The organism is Deltaproteobacteria bacterium, assembly GCA_016183175.1.
In the GTDB taxonomy this organism is placed as follows: Bacteria; UBA10199; UBA10199; order UBA10199; family SBBF01; genus JACPFC01.
The window spans coordinates 7782-22900 of sequence record JACPFC010000021.1 but is presented as its reverse complement, the minus strand read 5'-3'; the positions used below and the strand labels follow the sequence as shown (position 1 = coordinate 22900).

The window sequence follows — 15119 nt, the reverse complement described above, 5'->3', positions numbered from 1 at the left end:
CGCGGAATAAATCCGTCGCTCGCTCACCAGCGAGCAAAGCGAGCGAGAGGGGGAGGCTCCATCCGGCTTTGCCGGTGGAGGGGGCGACGCGAGCCCCTGTGATAACCCGCGAGTTCCGACAAAACCGAAAGAAAACACTCAAGACTGAATTGTCGCTCTTCATACTCCCCGAAACAAAAACATTTTTACAAACCCCAGTATCGCCGCAATCCAGACCGGCGCCGGCTGATGGTAATAGGTGAAATTGGCAATCATCAGGAGATTGACAACGCTTAAACCGGCAAAAACCGCCATGCAGGCATAAAGGGCCACCCGCTGGGAATGGCGAGAGACGGTAATCCCCCAGACAATCAAAAAGGTCCAGAGTCCGTTGGCAAAATGAAAACAGACAGCCGTCGTGCCGGCCAGATAAAACCAGACCTTCCATGGCGTTTCGAACATCCGGACCATCCAGAGATATTCCATCGGCTGGCCGGTAAAAAGGGCGGTCCAGCGGGTGGCATAGACATGATAGCCAATAAAGACAAGGGCGAGCATCCCGGTAATCCGCTGGAGGGTGTAGCGGATATTCGCTTCAGAGCCGTAGCGGGTCACATTGCTTTTTCCCTGATAAAGGATGACAAAACCGTATCCGGCATGAAAGAGAATCGGCAAATAGACAAAGACGATTTCCAGGAATACCAGAAAGGGGATTTCGGAAAACGACTTGATGGCCCCGTTGTAGAGGGCAACTCCGTCGGGGGCCAACGATTTTGAATTGGTGTATGTATGAACCAGCAGAAAGGCGCCGATGGGGATGATGCCCGAAAGAGAATGAATGCGGCGCGCCAGAAAATGGGCGGGAAGTTTTCCGTTTTCCACGGGCGGAAGATACGGCGATTCGCCGCATTTTACAACTTGATTTCCTCGACTAATTTTTTGACGTGGCCGACCGACTCGTCGAAGAGCTTTTGCTCGTCTGCATTGAGTTTGACCTCGATCACACGTTCCACACCATTGGCGCCGATGACCGCCGGGACACCGACATAATAGCCGTTCACGCCGTATTCCCCTTCCAGAAAGGCGGCGCAGGCCAAAACCCGCTTTTGATCCTTCAAATAACTCTCCGCCATTTCAATGGCGCAAACCGCCGGGGAGAAAAAGGCGCTTCCGGTCTTCAAGAGCGCAACAACCTCACCTCCGGCCATCCGGGTCCGCTGGACAATCGCCTCGATTTTTTCTTTCGAAAGAAATTCGCTGATCGGCACCCCATTCACGGTGCAAAAGCGAATCAGCGGCACCATGTCGTCGCCATGCCCCCCCAGCACCAGCGCGGTCACATCCCTGACATTGATGCCAAGAGCCTCGGCAGTAAAGGCGCGGAAACGGGCGGAATCCAAGACTCCCGCCATTCCAACAACGCGGGACTTGGGAAAACCGGTGATTTTTTTCATCGTGTAGACCATCGCATCGAGAGGATTGGAGATCACAACAACAAAGGCCTTCGGGGCATGCTGTTTGATGCCGGTCGCCACCGATTTCATGATTTCGAGATTTTTGGCCAAAAGATCGTCGCGGCTCATCCCCGGTTTGCGGGCCAGTCCGGCGGTGACGATCACCACATCGGATCCCTCGATCTCTTTGTAGTCCTGCACCCCTTTGAGCCGGACGCCCGAGCCGATCACGGGAGCGGCCTCCCAGATATCGAGGCATTTCCCCTGCGGGAGCCCCTCAACAACATCGAACAGGACAACGTCGCCCAGTTCTTTCTGCGTGATCAACTGCGCCAAAACACCGCCGATGTTTCCGGCGCCGATCAGGGATATTTTTTTGCGCATAATTTTCTCCGTAGGGGCGTGATTTATCACGCCCGGACAATTGCGGGCGCAATAAATTGCGCCCCTACATATTCTTGATTATTTCCTTCCCAAATTCCGAACATTTCAACAATTTTGCCCCCTGCATCAATCGCTCAAAATCATACGTGACCGTCTTGTTGGAAATGGTTTTTTCAAGCGCCTTGACGATCAAATCGGCCGCCTCCTGCCACCCCATGAATTCCAGCATCATCACTCCGGAAAGAATCACCGAGCCGGGGTTGACTTTGTCAAGACCCGCGTACTTCGGGGCGGTGCCGTGGGTCGCCTCGAAAATGGCGCGGCCGGTGACATAGTTGATATTCCCGCCGGGGGCAATGCCGATGCCACCGACCTGCGCCGCCAGCGCATCGGAGATATAGTCGCCATTCAAGTTGAGGGTTGCAATCACATCATATTCATCCGGACGGGTGAGAATCTGCTGGAGGAACGCGTCGGCGATCACATCTTGAATGAGAATTTTTCCGGCGGGAACCTTCCCCTTGCATTCTTCCCACGAGACGGTTTGATCGCGGAACTCATCCCGCGCCAACTCGTAACCCCAATTCCGAAAGGCCCCTTCGGTGAACTTCATGATGTTCCCTTTATGGATAAAGGTCACGCTCCGCCGTTTGTGGGAGACGGCATACTTGATGGCCGCCCGCACCAGACGTTTTGTCCCCTCTTCGGAAACCGGCTTGATGCCGATGCCGGAGGTTTCGGGGAAACGGATTTTTTTCACCCCCAACTCCGTCTGCAACCAGCCGATCAGCTTTCGCGCCTCGGCCGATTTGGCGGCCCACTCGATCCCGGCATAAATGTCCTCCGTATTTTCGCGGAAGATGACCATGTTGATCTTTTCGGGGTTTTTCACCGGCGAGGGGGTCCCTTTGAAATAACGGACCGGGCGGAGGCAGACATAGAGATCGAGAATCTGGCGAAGGGCCACGTTCAGGCTTCGGACCCCTTCGCCGACCGGCGTGGTGAGCGGCCCTTTGATGGCGACAAGATACTCCTTGATCACATCGGTTGTTTCGTCCGGGAGAAAATTCGGGGGGCATTTGTCGCCGTAAACCTTTTTGGCCTTTTCCCCGGCGTAGACTTCAAACCAGTTTATTTTTCGTTTTCCGCCGTAGGCCTTCTTCACCGCCGCGTCGAAAACAATCACCGAGGCGTTCCAGATGTCGGGGCCGGTTCCGTCCCCTTCGATGAACGGGATGATCGGATCGTTGGGGACCTTGAGAATTCCTTTTTGGATGGTGATTTTTGAGCCTTGCTTTGGGGGATTCAAATGAGAAGAATAAGTCATAATGGCGAGAGGAGTAGCCGAGGGGAGCCAAAGGGGTCAAGTGAAATTTGGATCTTTGAAGCTACAACCGGACATTCTGAACTGAAATGAATCGTTTGCTCTCGTGAAAGCAAATACGGAATCGCTGGAAAAAACCGGTGCGTCCCAACAGGTTGAAACCGGAGCCAAGGCCTGGAGAAAAACATATTGGCGCCGAAAAACGGCAACCGGCAAACCAGACCGGCAATATGTGTCGGTAAACGGTAATTCGATCGCCATCTCCAACGGTTACGGGGATTTTTTCGCCCGCTTGATATTTGAGGCCGATAATAGCCGCCGAATGAACGTCAAAAATACTGAAATCGGCGCCTGAATCCACAAAAACTTCAAAACGGAAAACACGAGACGGCCCCATGAGCCTCACATCGACTATCGGCCCGTATTTTCCAGGTTCAATTTCTCGGTAGGGAAATCGCATGGAGAAGCATCGGGTATTGATTTGGAGTGGGAATATAAAACAATCCCACCTCTTTGTTCTGAGGGACTTTCTTTTCTATTTTTTTGAATGCGGCAAGCCGGGAGCGGCCAACGGCCAATACTTTACCGTCGACCACAGCGAGATAACGTCCGGGATATCGACGGATCCAGCGTGCCCACTGCAATTGGGCCAGCCGTTGCTTCTTTTTTATTCTCTGGGCCATTTTTTTTAGATTAACACTCTTTCAAACAAGCCGCAATGTCATTCACGCTCCAAAAATTTTGCGTTTCAGCCAAAGCACCGGATCGAAATACCGGTCCACCACCCGTTCTTTCAACGGAATAATCCCGTTGTCGGTGATATTGATATGTTCGGGACAAACTTCCGTACAACAACGGGTGATGTTGCACAAGCCCGAACCGAACTCTTTCCGGATGGCGGGGATCCGGTCGGCCGTATCGAGCGGGTTCATCTCGAGCTGGGCCAGAAAAATCATGAACCTCGGACCGACAAACTGATCTTTTCCGCCTTGATCGCGCAAAACGTGACAGACATCTTGGCAGAGAAAACATTCAATGCATTTTCTGAATTCCTGGGCCCGGTCGACATCCTCCTGCATCATCCGGTAATTCCCGTCCGGATCGCGCGGCTTCGGCTTGAACGGAACAATCTTCTCCTTTTGACGATAATTCCACGAAACATCGGTAACGAGATCTTTGATGACCGGAAAGGTCTTGAGCGGCTGGACTGTTATGGTTTCGTCGGAGCCAAAGATATTCATCCGCGTCATACAACTTAATTTCGGCTTGCCGTTTATCTCCATACTGCAGGAACCGCATTTGCCCGCCTTGCAGTTCCAGCGGCAGGCCAAATCGCCGGCCGATTCCGCCTGAATCTGGTGGATGGCATCGAGGACCACCATGCCCGGCGTGATTTCCGTTCGGTACTCGACAAAATCGCCGCCGCTTTTATCCCCGCGCCAGATGTTGAATTTTCGCTTCGCCATTGACGTTCATACGTGCATACGTTCATACGTTTAATACGTTCTTCCATTTTTAACGTACAAAACGTACGCACGTAAAAAACGTATGCACTCTAACCTCTTCCCGCCTCCAAATCTTCAATCTTCGCCGTCGCAATCTTTTTCAATTCCTCCGGCGGTTCGGCCCGTTCCACTTTTCTCACCTCCATACCGTCCGCCCCTTTTTTAATCACAATATTGACTTTCACCCATTCGTCCTGTTCCCCCGGATGATCCAGACGCGTATGCCCCCCACGGCTTTCCTGACGCATCAGAGCCGCGCGGGTTACCGCTTCGGATGAAATGAGGAGATTGCGCAAATCGAGCGCCTTGTGCCAACCGGCATTGTACTGGCTCGTCCCCTCGGCCTTCACCTGTGCGGCATCGACATTGATTCGTTCAAGCTCCCTGAGTGCAGTCGTTAATTCCTCTTGGGTCCGGACAATCCCCACATACCTCTGCATCGCCTTTTGCAGATCTTCATGAACCAGATAGGGGTTTGTCCCTTTTTCGCGGTTTAAAATTCCGGTCGCCCGTTTCATGATCGATAACACCTGTTCCTCCGAAATTTTGGGGGGCATTTTCATCGACCGGATCAGGCCTGTGGCCCCCAGACCGGCCAGCCTGCCAAAGACCACAAGGTCGGAGAGGGAATTTCCCCCAAGACGGTTGGCCCCATGCATCCCGGCGGAACACTCACCGCAGGCAAAGAGGCCGGGAACGGTGGTCTGCTGGGTATCAGGATCGACACGGATTCCCCCCATGAAGTAGTGGAGCGTGGGCCCGACCTCCATCGGCGTTTTTGTGATGTCGAGCTCCCCCAGTTCCATGAACTGATGGTACATGGAGGGGAGCTTCTTTTTGATGACCTCGGCCGGCAGGCGCGAGGCGATATCCAAAAAGACGCCGCCGTGGGGGGACCCGCGCCCCTCGTTGACCTCTTTTGTAATCGCGCGCGCCACCACGTCGCGCGTCAAAAGCTCCGGGGGGCGCCGTGCCGACTTATCCCCTTTAAGCCAGCAATCAGCCTCCTGCACCGTGTCGGCCGTTTCGGGGGCAAATTTGGGGGGAATATAGTTGAACATGAACCGCTCCCCCTTGTTGTTTTGCAAAATGCCGCCGTCGCCGCGAACCCCCTCGGTCACCAACAGCCCGCGAACGGAGGGAGGCCACACCATTCCGGTGGGATGAAACTGGGTGAACTCCATGTCCATCAACTCGGCCCCGGCCTCATACGCCATTCCGTAGCCGTCGCCCGAATATTCCCACGAGTTGGAGGTCACCTGCCACGCCTTGCCCGCGCCGCCGGTGGCAAAGATCACCGCCTTGGCTTTAAAAACCACAAAGCGGCCGGTTTCGCGGAAATAACCCACGAGCCCCGAAACGCGCCTGTCCGCCGAAGCCTTGGCGGAGGCGGAGTCACCCTCCTTCAACAGATCCAGCGCCGTGCATTCCATATAGACCTTTATCCCTTGATGAACGGCATAATCCTGAAGGGTACGGATGAGCTCCAGACCGGTCCGATCGCCGACATGCGCCAGACGCGGATACCGATGCCCGCCGAAGTTCCTCTGACTGATGAGCCCCTCTTTTGTCCGGTCAAAAACCGCCCCCCATTCTTCCAACTCCCGCACGCGGTCGGGCGCCTGCCTGGCGTGGAGTTCCGCCATCCGCCATTGGTTCAAAAATTTTCCGCCGCGCATCGTGTCGCGGAAGTGGATTTTCCAGTTGTCGCGCGCATCCACATTCCCCATCGCCGCCGCCATCCCCCCTTCGGCCATCACCGTGTGGGCCTTGCCCAAGAGGGATTTGCAGACAACCCCGGTCGAGAGGCCCTGCTTGGCGCACTCGATCGCCGCACGAAGTCCCGCCCCTCCGGCGCCAACGACGATCACGTCATGTTCGAATGTTTGAATTTCCCTGACGTTTACCATGTGCTGAAATCTTTCCAAATTCCCATCGACACCATCCGGACATAAAAATCGGAAAAACCGACCCAGAAAAGCGAGACCCAGGCAAACAGCATGTGCCGTTCATTCAGGAAAGTGACCCTCTTCCAGATGCCGTGCCGCATTTTGCTTACCCCATCACACGAAAAACAGTCGAGCCTGCCGCCGACGAGATGGCGCCACGAATGACAACCGAACGTATAGCAGGCCAGAAAAGTGGCGTTCAAAAGGAGAACGAGACTCCCGACACCGACGCCGAATTTTCCGTCACGGAAGAAGGATTGAAAGGCGTCGTAATAGAGGATCAAAATAAAAAGGAGGGCAAAGTAGAGGGCATAGCGGTGGAGGTTCTGAAACAAGAGCAGGAATGTCTCCCCTTTGTAATTTTTGCGCGGGAACGGACCGACGGCGCACCCGGGCGGCGTGCCGGCAAAGGAGCGATAGTAGGCCTTGCGGTAATAGTAGCAGGTAAACCGGAACGAGCCGGGAAAGGCCAGAATGAGAAAGGCCGGCGACTGCGGAATGAAGGCCGGCCACCAGCCGGGGTAGACCCCGAACCAGGCATGCGCCAGGGGCGCGGCACCGGGAACGTTCGGGTTAATGAACAAAAGCGGCGAATAAAACGGGGAAAGATACGATCCGTAAAAATAATGGTCCCCCTGAAAGGCGGCCCAGGTGGAATAGACAACAAAACCCGCGAGACCCAAAAAAGTTAAGACAGGCCCCACCCACCAGCGATCGGTGCGAAAGGTTTTTGCGAATCCGATGGAATGGCCACCAGTGGCGTGGCCACCCATGGAGGCGCTTGAGGACTGCATAGGGTGGGGCATGAAATAATCGACGGGGGAAACAGGGTCAAGGGAAAATTAGATGATTTGCGTCAGGTTAGGTGTTTAAACCTTTGACCGGGAAAAGCATTCTGCTAAAGTCAAACCAAAGCGAATCATCCGGCTTTGCCGGTGATTCGCGCGGGGTTTGGGGCCGTTTGAGGCCCGAAATAGATAAACGCGAGTAGCATCAACCGGGCCGAAAGGGCCCCAAATATAATGGAAAAAGTCGTTCATATTCTCAACGAATTGGAAAAAGAAGGGTTGATCACCGGCTATGCGCTTGGCGGAGCTGTTGCCTTCCTCTTTTATGCCGAACCGGTTTTAACCTACGATCTGGATGTTTTTGTCTTCCTTCCCCCCTCATCCGAAAAGCTGATGACCCTTTCGCCCATTTATGAATTCCTGAAAAAAAAGGGTTATGCCGCGCGCCAGGAACATATTTTGATCGAAGGGATTCCCGTGCAATTGATTCCCGCTTATAATACCTTGATCGAGGAGGCGGTAAAAAAGGCCCGGGCCGCCAAATACAAAAAGGTCCTCACGAAAGTCATTCGTCCGGAACATCTGCTGGCCATTGCCCTTCAAACAGGGAGGCTTAAGGATCAAGAGCGGGTTGTTCAACTGATTAAGCAGACAAGAATCGACGGAAACTTGCTGACCGGCATTCTGAAAAAACACAATCTGACGGCAAAATGGAATGAAGTGAAGAAAAAGGCAAAAATATGAGGCGCCGCTCGCCCCAACAGAAAATTTTCACACGGTTGCTCAAGAAAAAAAACGCCCGGCGTCTTTCTCTGGCCAAACTCCCCTTCGAACAAAAAATCGAGATTCTCCTTCAGCTCCAGAAAATGGCCGCTTCGGTTCGCCGCATGGCGGGGCGGCGAGGTCCCCCGGCGTGGAAGTAGCCAACGGTTTTCGCTCACGGCTTTATTCCATAACCCCGTTGGGGTTTTACTTAACCGGCTGTTCCTGCTCGGCGGACTGGTTCTTCCCAAAGAATATAAGCGTGTTAAAAATATTCATTTTTTTGACTTTTACAACGGTAGGTGTTGGTGCGGCTGATATCGCATCAATCGGTTGTGATGGCTCTCCTCCACACAACTGTGCAATTTGCTCCCCATCCAGCGAGGTATAGCGATCCGTTTCATAAGCGCAGTTTTGAACCGCCAAAGACTCTTCCCCGGTTTTCACTCCACCACATAACCGCGTAATCTGATCCCCATTGAGTGAGGTATAGCGATCCGTTTCATAAGCGCAGTTAGAAACTGCATTTGGATCAATGGATGTGTTGCCCATATTCTTTTTCCTTTCTCAAAAAAAATTATTTTATCTGTCACCCCGAGAACCGCTATCTGTACGTGTCATAGCAGACTCTTACTGTTATCGGCAATCGCCAAAAAAAGTTGCGTGGTTTTTTCAAAAAAAATGATTAAAATTGGCCAATAATTCCAGTGAGTTGAGACGGTCGGCGAATCAGACCAGTTTATGATAGTCAATTTTAAGCGCTTGGGCGATCTTTTTGGCGGAACTAAGTCCAATGGGTCGTTTTCCCTTNATGGGCGGTTGAGGAATGCCGGTTTCCCTTGAAAGTTGCTTGTGGGTCATATTCAACCGAAACCGATAACCGGTCAGCGCTCCGGATGGCGTGCCAACGAGAGGATCTTTTCTCTTCAGGGCCTCAATAACACCATCTGCCGCATCATATTCTCCCTCCTTGAGGGCATGCATGGTCCGCTTAAGCGACTTCTGAATTTTTTGAATCAAATGACGGTTCAATTTCAGCAGGGGATAAACGCTGACCATCCCCAGATCGGTACTCACCGTAATTTTTTTCATAACCGCCTCCCCTCAATAAGGCACATCCTTCTTGTGCCCGACGTAGAGGACCTCGACCGTCCATTTCACCTGCATAAATTATTATACCATTAATGGTATATTGTCAAGAGCAATATCGTATCGAAAATTTACTGCCCGCACTTTACGAGACCGGCAGGCCCAGCAAAGCCCGGCGGACGCGCTCCAGCGCCACCGATGAGGCGATCAGCTTGAACCACTCGCGGTTGACCGGAAAGAAAAACTTCTTCTCCCAGTTGCCGGAATGATTGACCAGCGCCACATGAAAGGTCCCGACCGGCTTGTCGGTGGTCCCTCCCGCGGGCCCCGCAATGCCGGTAATGGAAACCGCATAATCGGCCTTCGTCACCCGGCGGACTCCCTGGGCCATTTCAATGGCGCATTGGGAGCTGACTGCGCCATGTTTTTTAAGCGTGTCAGGCGAAACGCCGAGAACCGCCGTCTTGGATTCGTTGCTGTAGCTCACGACCCCGCCCAGAAAATATTTGCTCGCCCCCGGCACATTGGTGATCCGGTGTGCCGCCAATCCGCCGGTGCACGACTCCGCCACCGCCAGTGTCTGTTTCTTTTTTGCCAACAGCGCCCCGACAACCCCCTCGAGCGTGTCGTCTCCCTCGCCGTAAATATATTTTCCGATCCGGTCCCGAATTTTCGCCTCCACATCATGGAGCCTCTTTCTGGCCTGGTCTCCGTTTTTATCCCAGGCCGAAAGTTTGATGAACGTTTCGGGAAAATGGGCCCTGAAGCCTATCCGGACATTCTCGATATCAACGCGATTCACATACATATCCTTGAGCGCCGCATCCAATGCGGCCTCGGCGGTGCCGAAGCATTTGAGCATTTTGCTTTCAAAGACTAGCGCCTTTTTCCGCGCGGCGATAATTTCGGGGAGAATAAAATCGTGGAAGAGCTGTTTTAATTCCTTGGGGACCCCCGGCATGAAATAGAATTGCGTCTTTTTGAACTTGACGCCGATCCCCGGGGCGGTGCCCACCCGATTGTGAAACGTTTTGGCCCCTTGCGGCACATAGGCCTGTTTTTTGCTGTTTTCGGCAAGAGGCCGCCCCCATTGTTTGAAGAGATTTTCCAGATAGTGGACATATGCCGAGTCGATAACCAGTTTCTTCTTGAACGCCTTGGCCGCCACCTCGATGGTAAAATCGTCGGAGGTCGGCCCCAGGCCGCCGGAGACCAAAACCAGCTCGGCGCGGGTCGCTGAATGCAAAAGGGCCTCCCTGATTTTTGCCGCGTCGTCGCGGACGGCGGTGTGGTAGGCAACTTCAATTCCTTTCAGCCAGAGCTGGTCGGCGAGATACGCGGTATTGGTATCCACCACGTTTCCGGAAAGAATTTCGTCGCCAATGGTAATAATTTCGGTAGTCATAAGGCTTGGGCCCCGGCAATATTTTTTGTTACGTAATTTTGCAAGTCAGCTGACGCCTGTTTGTTCGGTTCGTGCCCCGCGGACGGGGAACAAAATTACTCCATAAAAAATATTGCCGGGGCCTTGATCGTGTAACAATTCAGTCTCGAGTGGATGCCTTGAGGTTCCATCGGCTGCTTGAGCGAACCTTAATGCAATATCGCCAACCGGAACAAGCTGAGCCCCTACCAACAGCTAGAGTGGCGATTAAATAGACCGCGAGTTCCGATGGAACCGAAAGTAGACACCGAGATTGAATTGCTAAGACCGTGTAACAGAAAACATTGACAGTCCGCAACAGAAGAAATAGAAACGGCTACGGCTATGCGCACAAATTTATTCAGACTGAATGCTCAAACGGTTATTTCCGATACCTTTAATCCTGAAGCGGAGATTATGCTTGCGCAGGGTGATACACTTGAAACGTTGCTGGGAATGCCCGATGGTTGTGTCAAACTGGTGATTTCTTCTCCGCCGTACAACATCGGAAAGGAGTACGAAGCCCGCGAAGAACTGTGTCATTACCTGGATTCACTTCGTCCTATTCTGACTGAATTGACCAGAGTTCTGGCTATGGGCGGTTCGTTGTGCTGGCAGGTTGGCAACTATGTCGAACACAGTGAGGTATTCCCGTTGGACGCTTTCTTTTACCCGATCTTCAAAGATCTCGGTCTACAGCTGCGCAACCGTATTGTATGGCATTTCGAGCATGGTTTGCACTGTTCCGTAAGATTTTCAGGAAGATACGAGACGCTTCTTTGGTTCACGAAGGGAGAGGACTACACGTTCAATCTTGATTCGATTCGTGTTCCCTCCAAGTATCCTGGTAAAACAAATTTCCGGCCGGGCTCCAATTACGGCAAACCAAGCGGAAATCCGCTTGGCAAAAATCCCGGCGATGTATGGAAACTGATGTTACGGGAATGGGAAATAGGGCTTTGGAATATTCCAAATGTGAAAGCCAACCATCCTGAAAAGACAATCCATCCATGTCAATTTCCGATAGAACTGGTTGAACGTTGTGTGTTGGCCTTTACCAATGAGGGAGACCTGGTTTTGGATCCATTCAGCGGGGTGGCTTCAGCCATCCTTGCGGCCCTGCGGCATAATCGACGCGCAATGGGTATTGACAAGGAGGCGGCCTATATTGAAGAAGCGAAAAAGCGTGTTCAGCAACTACACGATGGCACACTCCCTTATCGACCACTTGGCAAACCGGTGTTTCAGCCCACTGGGAGGGAAAAGGTTGCCCAAATTCCGATGGAATGGATGCGGAACCAGGGTGACAAATGAAGGTCGCCGGACTCTATTCCTTCAATGACGGTGAAAAGGTTGTCCGGAGCAAGTATGCCGATTTGCTAAAAGAGGTTGAGGCGACAATTTCAAGCATTAATGCCTCAAAGTGCAAAACGAAGAAAAGTAAGGAAGTTACCATGCCGGGACAGATTCTCTATTCCCCGGTAAAGTTGAATGAGCAGTTTAAGCGGCAGTTTCGTGGATGGAAACCAGTTCGCATACCCTGCGATTACCCAACCCGTTTTTACGCCGACGGCTACGCCCCAAAGAAACTACACAAGGGTGCTTTCCGCGAAATGGACTTTGTAAAGCGCAAACTCGGTCTGGAAGTACAGTTTGGGAAATACTCGTTTATGGTCTACAACGTTGCCGCCAAGATGACCATTTTCAGCAATCTTGGTCACATCGACACCGGTATTGAGATCGTACCGGTTAAAGCTCTGGCCGACGAAATGAGTAGCGGCGTGAGCTACTTTGAACAGTTTGTATGGGATCTCGAAAAGCGTGGCGTGTCCAACATTGACATTCCGGTGCTGATCCTCGGCATCGACGCTTGAATTTAGGGCGCCACCGGCCTCACTGGAGAACAAAATTCATATGAATCAAGCACAACCGAAAAGCAAACACATCTATTGGCATCATGGAAAACTTAACGCGGCCGATCGCGAAAAAAATCTGGGACAAAAAGGGGCGGTGGTCTGGTTTACCGGCCTGTCGGGTTCCGGAAAATCGACCGTGGCCCGCGAGGTGGAACTGGCGCTGGTGGAAAACGGCAAAAATGCCTCCGTTTTGGACGGCGACAACATCCGCCATGGCTTGAACAAAAACCTCGGTTTTTCTCCGGACGACCGGAAAGAAAACATCCGCCGAATCGGCGAGGTGGCGAAGTTGTTTTGCGAGGCCAATGTGATCGCCCTCACCGCCTTTATCTCCCCCTATAAAGAAGACCGCAATGTCGCCCGCGCGCTGGTTCCGCAGGGGCAATTTTTCGAGATCCACTGCGAGGCCTCACTGGAAGTCTGTGAAAAAAGGGACACAAAGGGGCTCTACAAAAAGGCGCGCGAAGGATTGATCCCCGAGTTTACCGGCATCTCCGCCCCCTACGAGGCCCCGACGAGCCCGGAACTCGTTCTGCACACCGAAAAAGAAACTCTCGAAGAAAGCACCCGCCGGGTCCTTGATTTACTCCAGAAAAACGGGATAATCTAAAATATAAATGAAAACCCCTCCTGTTAACGAGGCGTTGGTTTCCGACGTGGACAAAATCGTCGATCCGCAGGAACTGATTGGCGAGATTTTCAAACGGTTTGGAAAGCGCGCCGCCATCGGCACGAGCGGCCAGTTGACCGGGACGGTGATGGTGGATCTGGCCGTCAAGGCAGGTGTCAAACCGCGCGTCTTTACCATCGACACCCTTCGCCTCTTCAAGGAAACCTATGAACTCTTCGATGCCATTGAAAAAAAATATGCGATCAGGGTGGAACGGATCAAGCCCGACCCCGCCAAAATCACCGCGATGGTGAAAGAGCACGGGGAATACCTTTTTTTCGACAGCAAAAAAAAGCAGGAGTTGTGCTGTCATCTGCGGAAGGTGGAACCCAACGACGAGGTGTTGAAAAGCGTGGATGTCTGGCTGACCGGATTGCGCGTCGACCAATCCGCCTCCCGCGCCAGGACCAGGCGCTTTGAGATCATGGCCCATCCGCAGGACAAGCATCCGATTCTGAAAGTCGCCCCGCTGGTGGATTGGACGGAGGAGAAATTACGGGACTACGCCGCAAAAAACGGCGTCCCGGTCCACAAACTGCTCGAATGGAAAAAGGACGGCTGGTATTACGAATCGCTCGGCTGTGTGATTTGTACCACTCCTATTGGACCTAATGAACCCCGCCGGGCCGGTCGATGGCGCTGGTTTAACGCCGTGGATGCCGACAAGGAATGCGGCCTGCACACCGAACGGAAACATGAGGATGAGGTGTAGGGCCTACGCCGAATCCGGCCGCGAGGGGATTGAATCTTCCGGCACGCGGATGAAAAGAAGCCCCAGAGCCGCCTCGGCTGTTTGCGCGGCGGTTGAAACGGCCGGCGCCAGAAAGTTCCGTACCCCTTGAAGGGCCGCGCTCGACGCCATCCCCGCGACGATGATCGCCTCTGGAAGATCCTCGGGTTCGAGGGTCACCTGCCGCGACCACCACTGCCAGGCATCGATGGAAAAAAAGCTTTGAGGCTCGCCGCCCTTTTTCGACGAATCTGCACCGGTACCACCAGTTCTCCAACGGCTGGTGGCGGAAAAGTAGAAGGAAGTCAGACGAGTACAGTTTCCTTGAGCAAGCCAGGATGAATAGTCGTTCCCCATCCTTGTCAAAACTTCACTCCTAGTCTCAATGGGCCACCCGGGCCCGAACCGGCTAGACTTAGTTCTATAAGGGGATCCCTTTACCCTTGCAAAGGCGGGATATGGCAAATCTTGTCGAAGCCTCGCATCCCACCGCCGAAGGTTTTGCCTAAGTGCCTTTCCTGTATCAGACGTACCGGCCTGTTTTGGGCACTTTTCACGGTATATGCCTGAAAGTAACCTCTCTATCTCTGGATCTAAACGATCCGGAAATGCTCTCTCAGTTGTTGGCCATTTCTCTTGGTGGCGCTGAAGATAACCATCACCACCCGGAGACTCATATTCTTCTATGACACGTAATGCATTTAGAAGAACCTGAGCTTTTATAGGATCCATAGACCCTCCTTAATTACCCCTTTTCATTTGTGTTCTAGAAGTGATTTTCCGACTCCCTTTCGCCCCCTTTTTGGCCACAAGCTGGTCTACTTACCCCCCCCCCCAGAAATGTCAAAGGGAAAATAACAGAGGAAAAGACTATTGACAGTTTTTCTAAAATAGAATATTCTATTTTAGAATTAAATATGTTACTAGATTCCAATAAGTTACAAAAAGAAGGGGTTAAAACCTTTTTGGCGACTCGTTTACGCGAGGGGCGGAAGAATAAGACCCAGGAAGAGGTCGCCAGAGGGGTGGGGATTTCTCAACCTGTCCTGTCCAAGATGGAACAGGGGTCCAGAGAACTGCGCGTTTCGGAATTGAAAAAACTGGCCGATTTTTACCGGCAACCGATCTCTTTTTTCTTTGAGGCGG

The 15119-nt window shown here is 52.7% G+C and carries 19 protein-coding genes; 8 read left to right on the top strand and 11 right to left on the bottom strand.

What is annotated here, in order from left to right:
- Nucleotides 1–159 precede the first annotated feature (159 nt).
- From HYU99_02460 to icd, 3 genes are all read right to left on the bottom strand, one after another.
- Complete coding sequence (locus tag HYU99_02460) at nt 160–861, bottom strand: succinate dehydrogenase (GenBank protein ID MBI2339217.1); 702 nt, start codon at nt 859–861, stop codon at nt 160–162.
- A gap of 29 nt (nt 862–890) precedes the next feature.
- Nucleotides 891–1820 carry a malate dehydrogenase gene (gene mdh / locus HYU99_02455; protein ID MBI2339216.1) on the bottom strand — a complete coding sequence of 310 codons (930 nt, stop codon included), beginning with the start codon at nt 1818–1820 and terminating at the stop codon, nt 891–893.
- A gap of 61 nt (nt 1821–1881) precedes the next feature.
- Nucleotides 1882–3144: an NADP-dependent isocitrate dehydrogenase gene (icd, locus tag HYU99_02450; GenBank protein MBI2339215.1), complete on the bottom strand. Its 1263-nt coding sequence runs from the start codon at nt 3142–3144 to the stop codon at nt 1882–1884.
- Between the two features lie 103 nt (nt 3145–3247).
- On the opposite strand from icd, the gene HYU99_02445 reads away from it, so the two are divergent.
- Nucleotides 3248–3496: a hypothetical protein gene (locus HYU99_02445; protein MBI2339214.1), complete on the top strand. Its 249-nt coding sequence runs from the start codon at nt 3248–3250 to the stop codon at nt 3494–3496.
- A 79-nt stretch (nt 3497–3575) separates the two neighbouring features.
- On the opposite strand, the gene HYU99_02440 is transcribed toward HYU99_02445, so the two are convergent.
- The 4 genes from HYU99_02440 to HYU99_02425 form a co-directional block, all read right to left on the bottom strand.
- Nucleotides 3576–3824: a hypothetical protein gene (locus tag HYU99_02440; protein MBI2339213.1), complete on the bottom strand. Its 249-nt coding sequence runs from the start codon at nt 3822–3824 to the stop codon at nt 3576–3578.
- Nucleotides 3825–3866: 42 nt separating this feature from the next.
- On the bottom strand, nt 3867–4607 hold the full coding sequence (locus tag HYU99_02435) for a succinate dehydrogenase/fumarate reductase iron-sulfur subunit (protein ID MBI2339212.1): 741 nt from the start codon (nt 4605–4607) through the stop codon (nt 3867–3869).
- An 89-nt stretch (nt 4608–4696) separates the two neighbouring features.
- Entirely contained in the window at nt 4697–6556 is a 1860-nt protein-coding gene (locus tag HYU99_02430) for a fumarate reductase/succinate dehydrogenase flavoprotein subunit (GenBank protein MBI2339211.1), read from the bottom strand.
- On the bottom strand, nt 6550–7368 hold the full coding sequence (locus tag HYU99_02425; GenBank protein MBI2339210.1) for a succinate dehydrogenase: 819 nt from the start codon (nt 7366–7368) through the stop codon (nt 6550–6552). Before HYU99_02425 ends, HYU99_02430 begins: the two co-directional genes overlap by 7 nt.
- A gap of 249 nt (nt 7369–7617) precedes the next feature.
- Here HYU99_02425 and HYU99_02420 point away from each other — a divergent pair, with 249 nt between their 5' ends.
- Entirely contained in the window at nt 7618–8127 is a 510-nt protein-coding gene (locus HYU99_02420) for a hypothetical protein (protein MBI2339209.1), read from the top strand.
- Nucleotides 8128–8162: 35 nt separating this feature from the next.
- Nucleotides 8163–8306 carry a hypothetical protein gene (locus HYU99_02415; GenBank protein ID MBI2339208.1) on the top strand — a complete coding sequence of 48 codons (144 nt, stop codon included), beginning with the start codon at nt 8163–8165 and terminating at the stop codon, nt 8304–8306.
- 46 nt (nt 8307–8352) lie between these two features.
- Here HYU99_02415 and HYU99_02410 read toward each other — a convergent pair whose 3' ends face one another.
- The 3 genes from HYU99_02410 to HYU99_02400 form a co-directional block, all read right to left on the bottom strand.
- Nucleotides 8353–8697: a hypothetical protein gene (locus HYU99_02410; protein MBI2339207.1), complete on the bottom strand. Its 345-nt coding sequence runs from the start codon at nt 8695–8697 to the stop codon at nt 8353–8355.
- 177 nt (nt 8698–8874) lie between these two features.
- Entirely contained in the window at nt 8875–9237 is a 363-nt protein-coding gene (locus HYU99_02405; GenBank protein ID MBI2339206.1) for a hypothetical protein, read from the bottom strand.
- A 142-nt stretch (nt 9238–9379) separates the two neighbouring features.
- Complete coding sequence (locus tag HYU99_02400; protein ID MBI2339205.1) at nt 9380–10639, bottom strand: competence/damage-inducible protein A; 1260 nt, start codon at nt 10637–10639, stop codon at nt 9380–9382.
- 435 nt (nt 10640–11074) lie between these two features.
- Here HYU99_02400 and HYU99_02395 point away from each other — a divergent pair, with 435 nt between their 5' ends.
- The 4 genes from HYU99_02395 to HYU99_02380 are packed head-to-tail and all read left to right on the top strand — an operon-like array spanning nt 11075 to nt 13955.
- Nucleotides 11075–11971 carry a site-specific DNA-methyltransferase gene (locus tag HYU99_02395; protein ID MBI2339204.1) on the top strand — a complete coding sequence of 299 codons (897 nt, stop codon included), beginning with the start codon at nt 11075–11077 and terminating at the stop codon, nt 11969–11971.
- Nucleotides 11968–12531: a restriction endonuclease gene (locus HYU99_02390; protein ID MBI2339203.1), complete on the top strand. Its 564-nt coding sequence runs from the start codon at nt 11968–11970 to the stop codon at nt 12529–12531. Before HYU99_02395 ends, HYU99_02390 begins: the two co-directional genes overlap by 4 nt.
- A 40-nt stretch (nt 12532–12571) precedes the next feature.
- The gene (gene cysC, locus HYU99_02385) at nt 12572–13183 is read left to right on the top strand and encodes an adenylyl-sulfate kinase (protein ID MBI2339202.1); all 612 of its coding nucleotides are present in this window, start codon (nt 12572–12574) and stop codon (nt 13181–13183) included.
- 7 nt (nt 13184–13190) lie between these two features.
- The gene (locus HYU99_02380; GenBank protein ID MBI2339201.1) at nt 13191–13955 is read left to right on the top strand and encodes a phosphoadenylyl-sulfate reductase; all 765 of its coding nucleotides are present in this window, start codon (nt 13191–13193) and stop codon (nt 13953–13955) included.
- Nucleotides 13956–13958: 3 nt separating this feature from the next.
- Here HYU99_02380 and HYU99_02375 read toward each other — a convergent pair whose 3' ends face one another.
- Nucleotides 13959–14330, bottom strand: coding sequence for a hypothetical protein (locus HYU99_02375; GenBank protein ID MBI2339200.1), 372 nt, complete (start codon nt 14328–14330; stop codon nt 13959–13961).
- A 608-nt stretch (nt 14331–14938) separates the two neighbouring features.
- On the opposite strand from HYU99_02375, the gene HYU99_02370 reads away from it, so the two are divergent.
- Nucleotides 14939–15119: helix-turn-helix transcriptional regulator (locus HYU99_02370; protein ID MBI2339199.1), on the top strand; the 181-nt coding region annotated here is incomplete at its 3' end.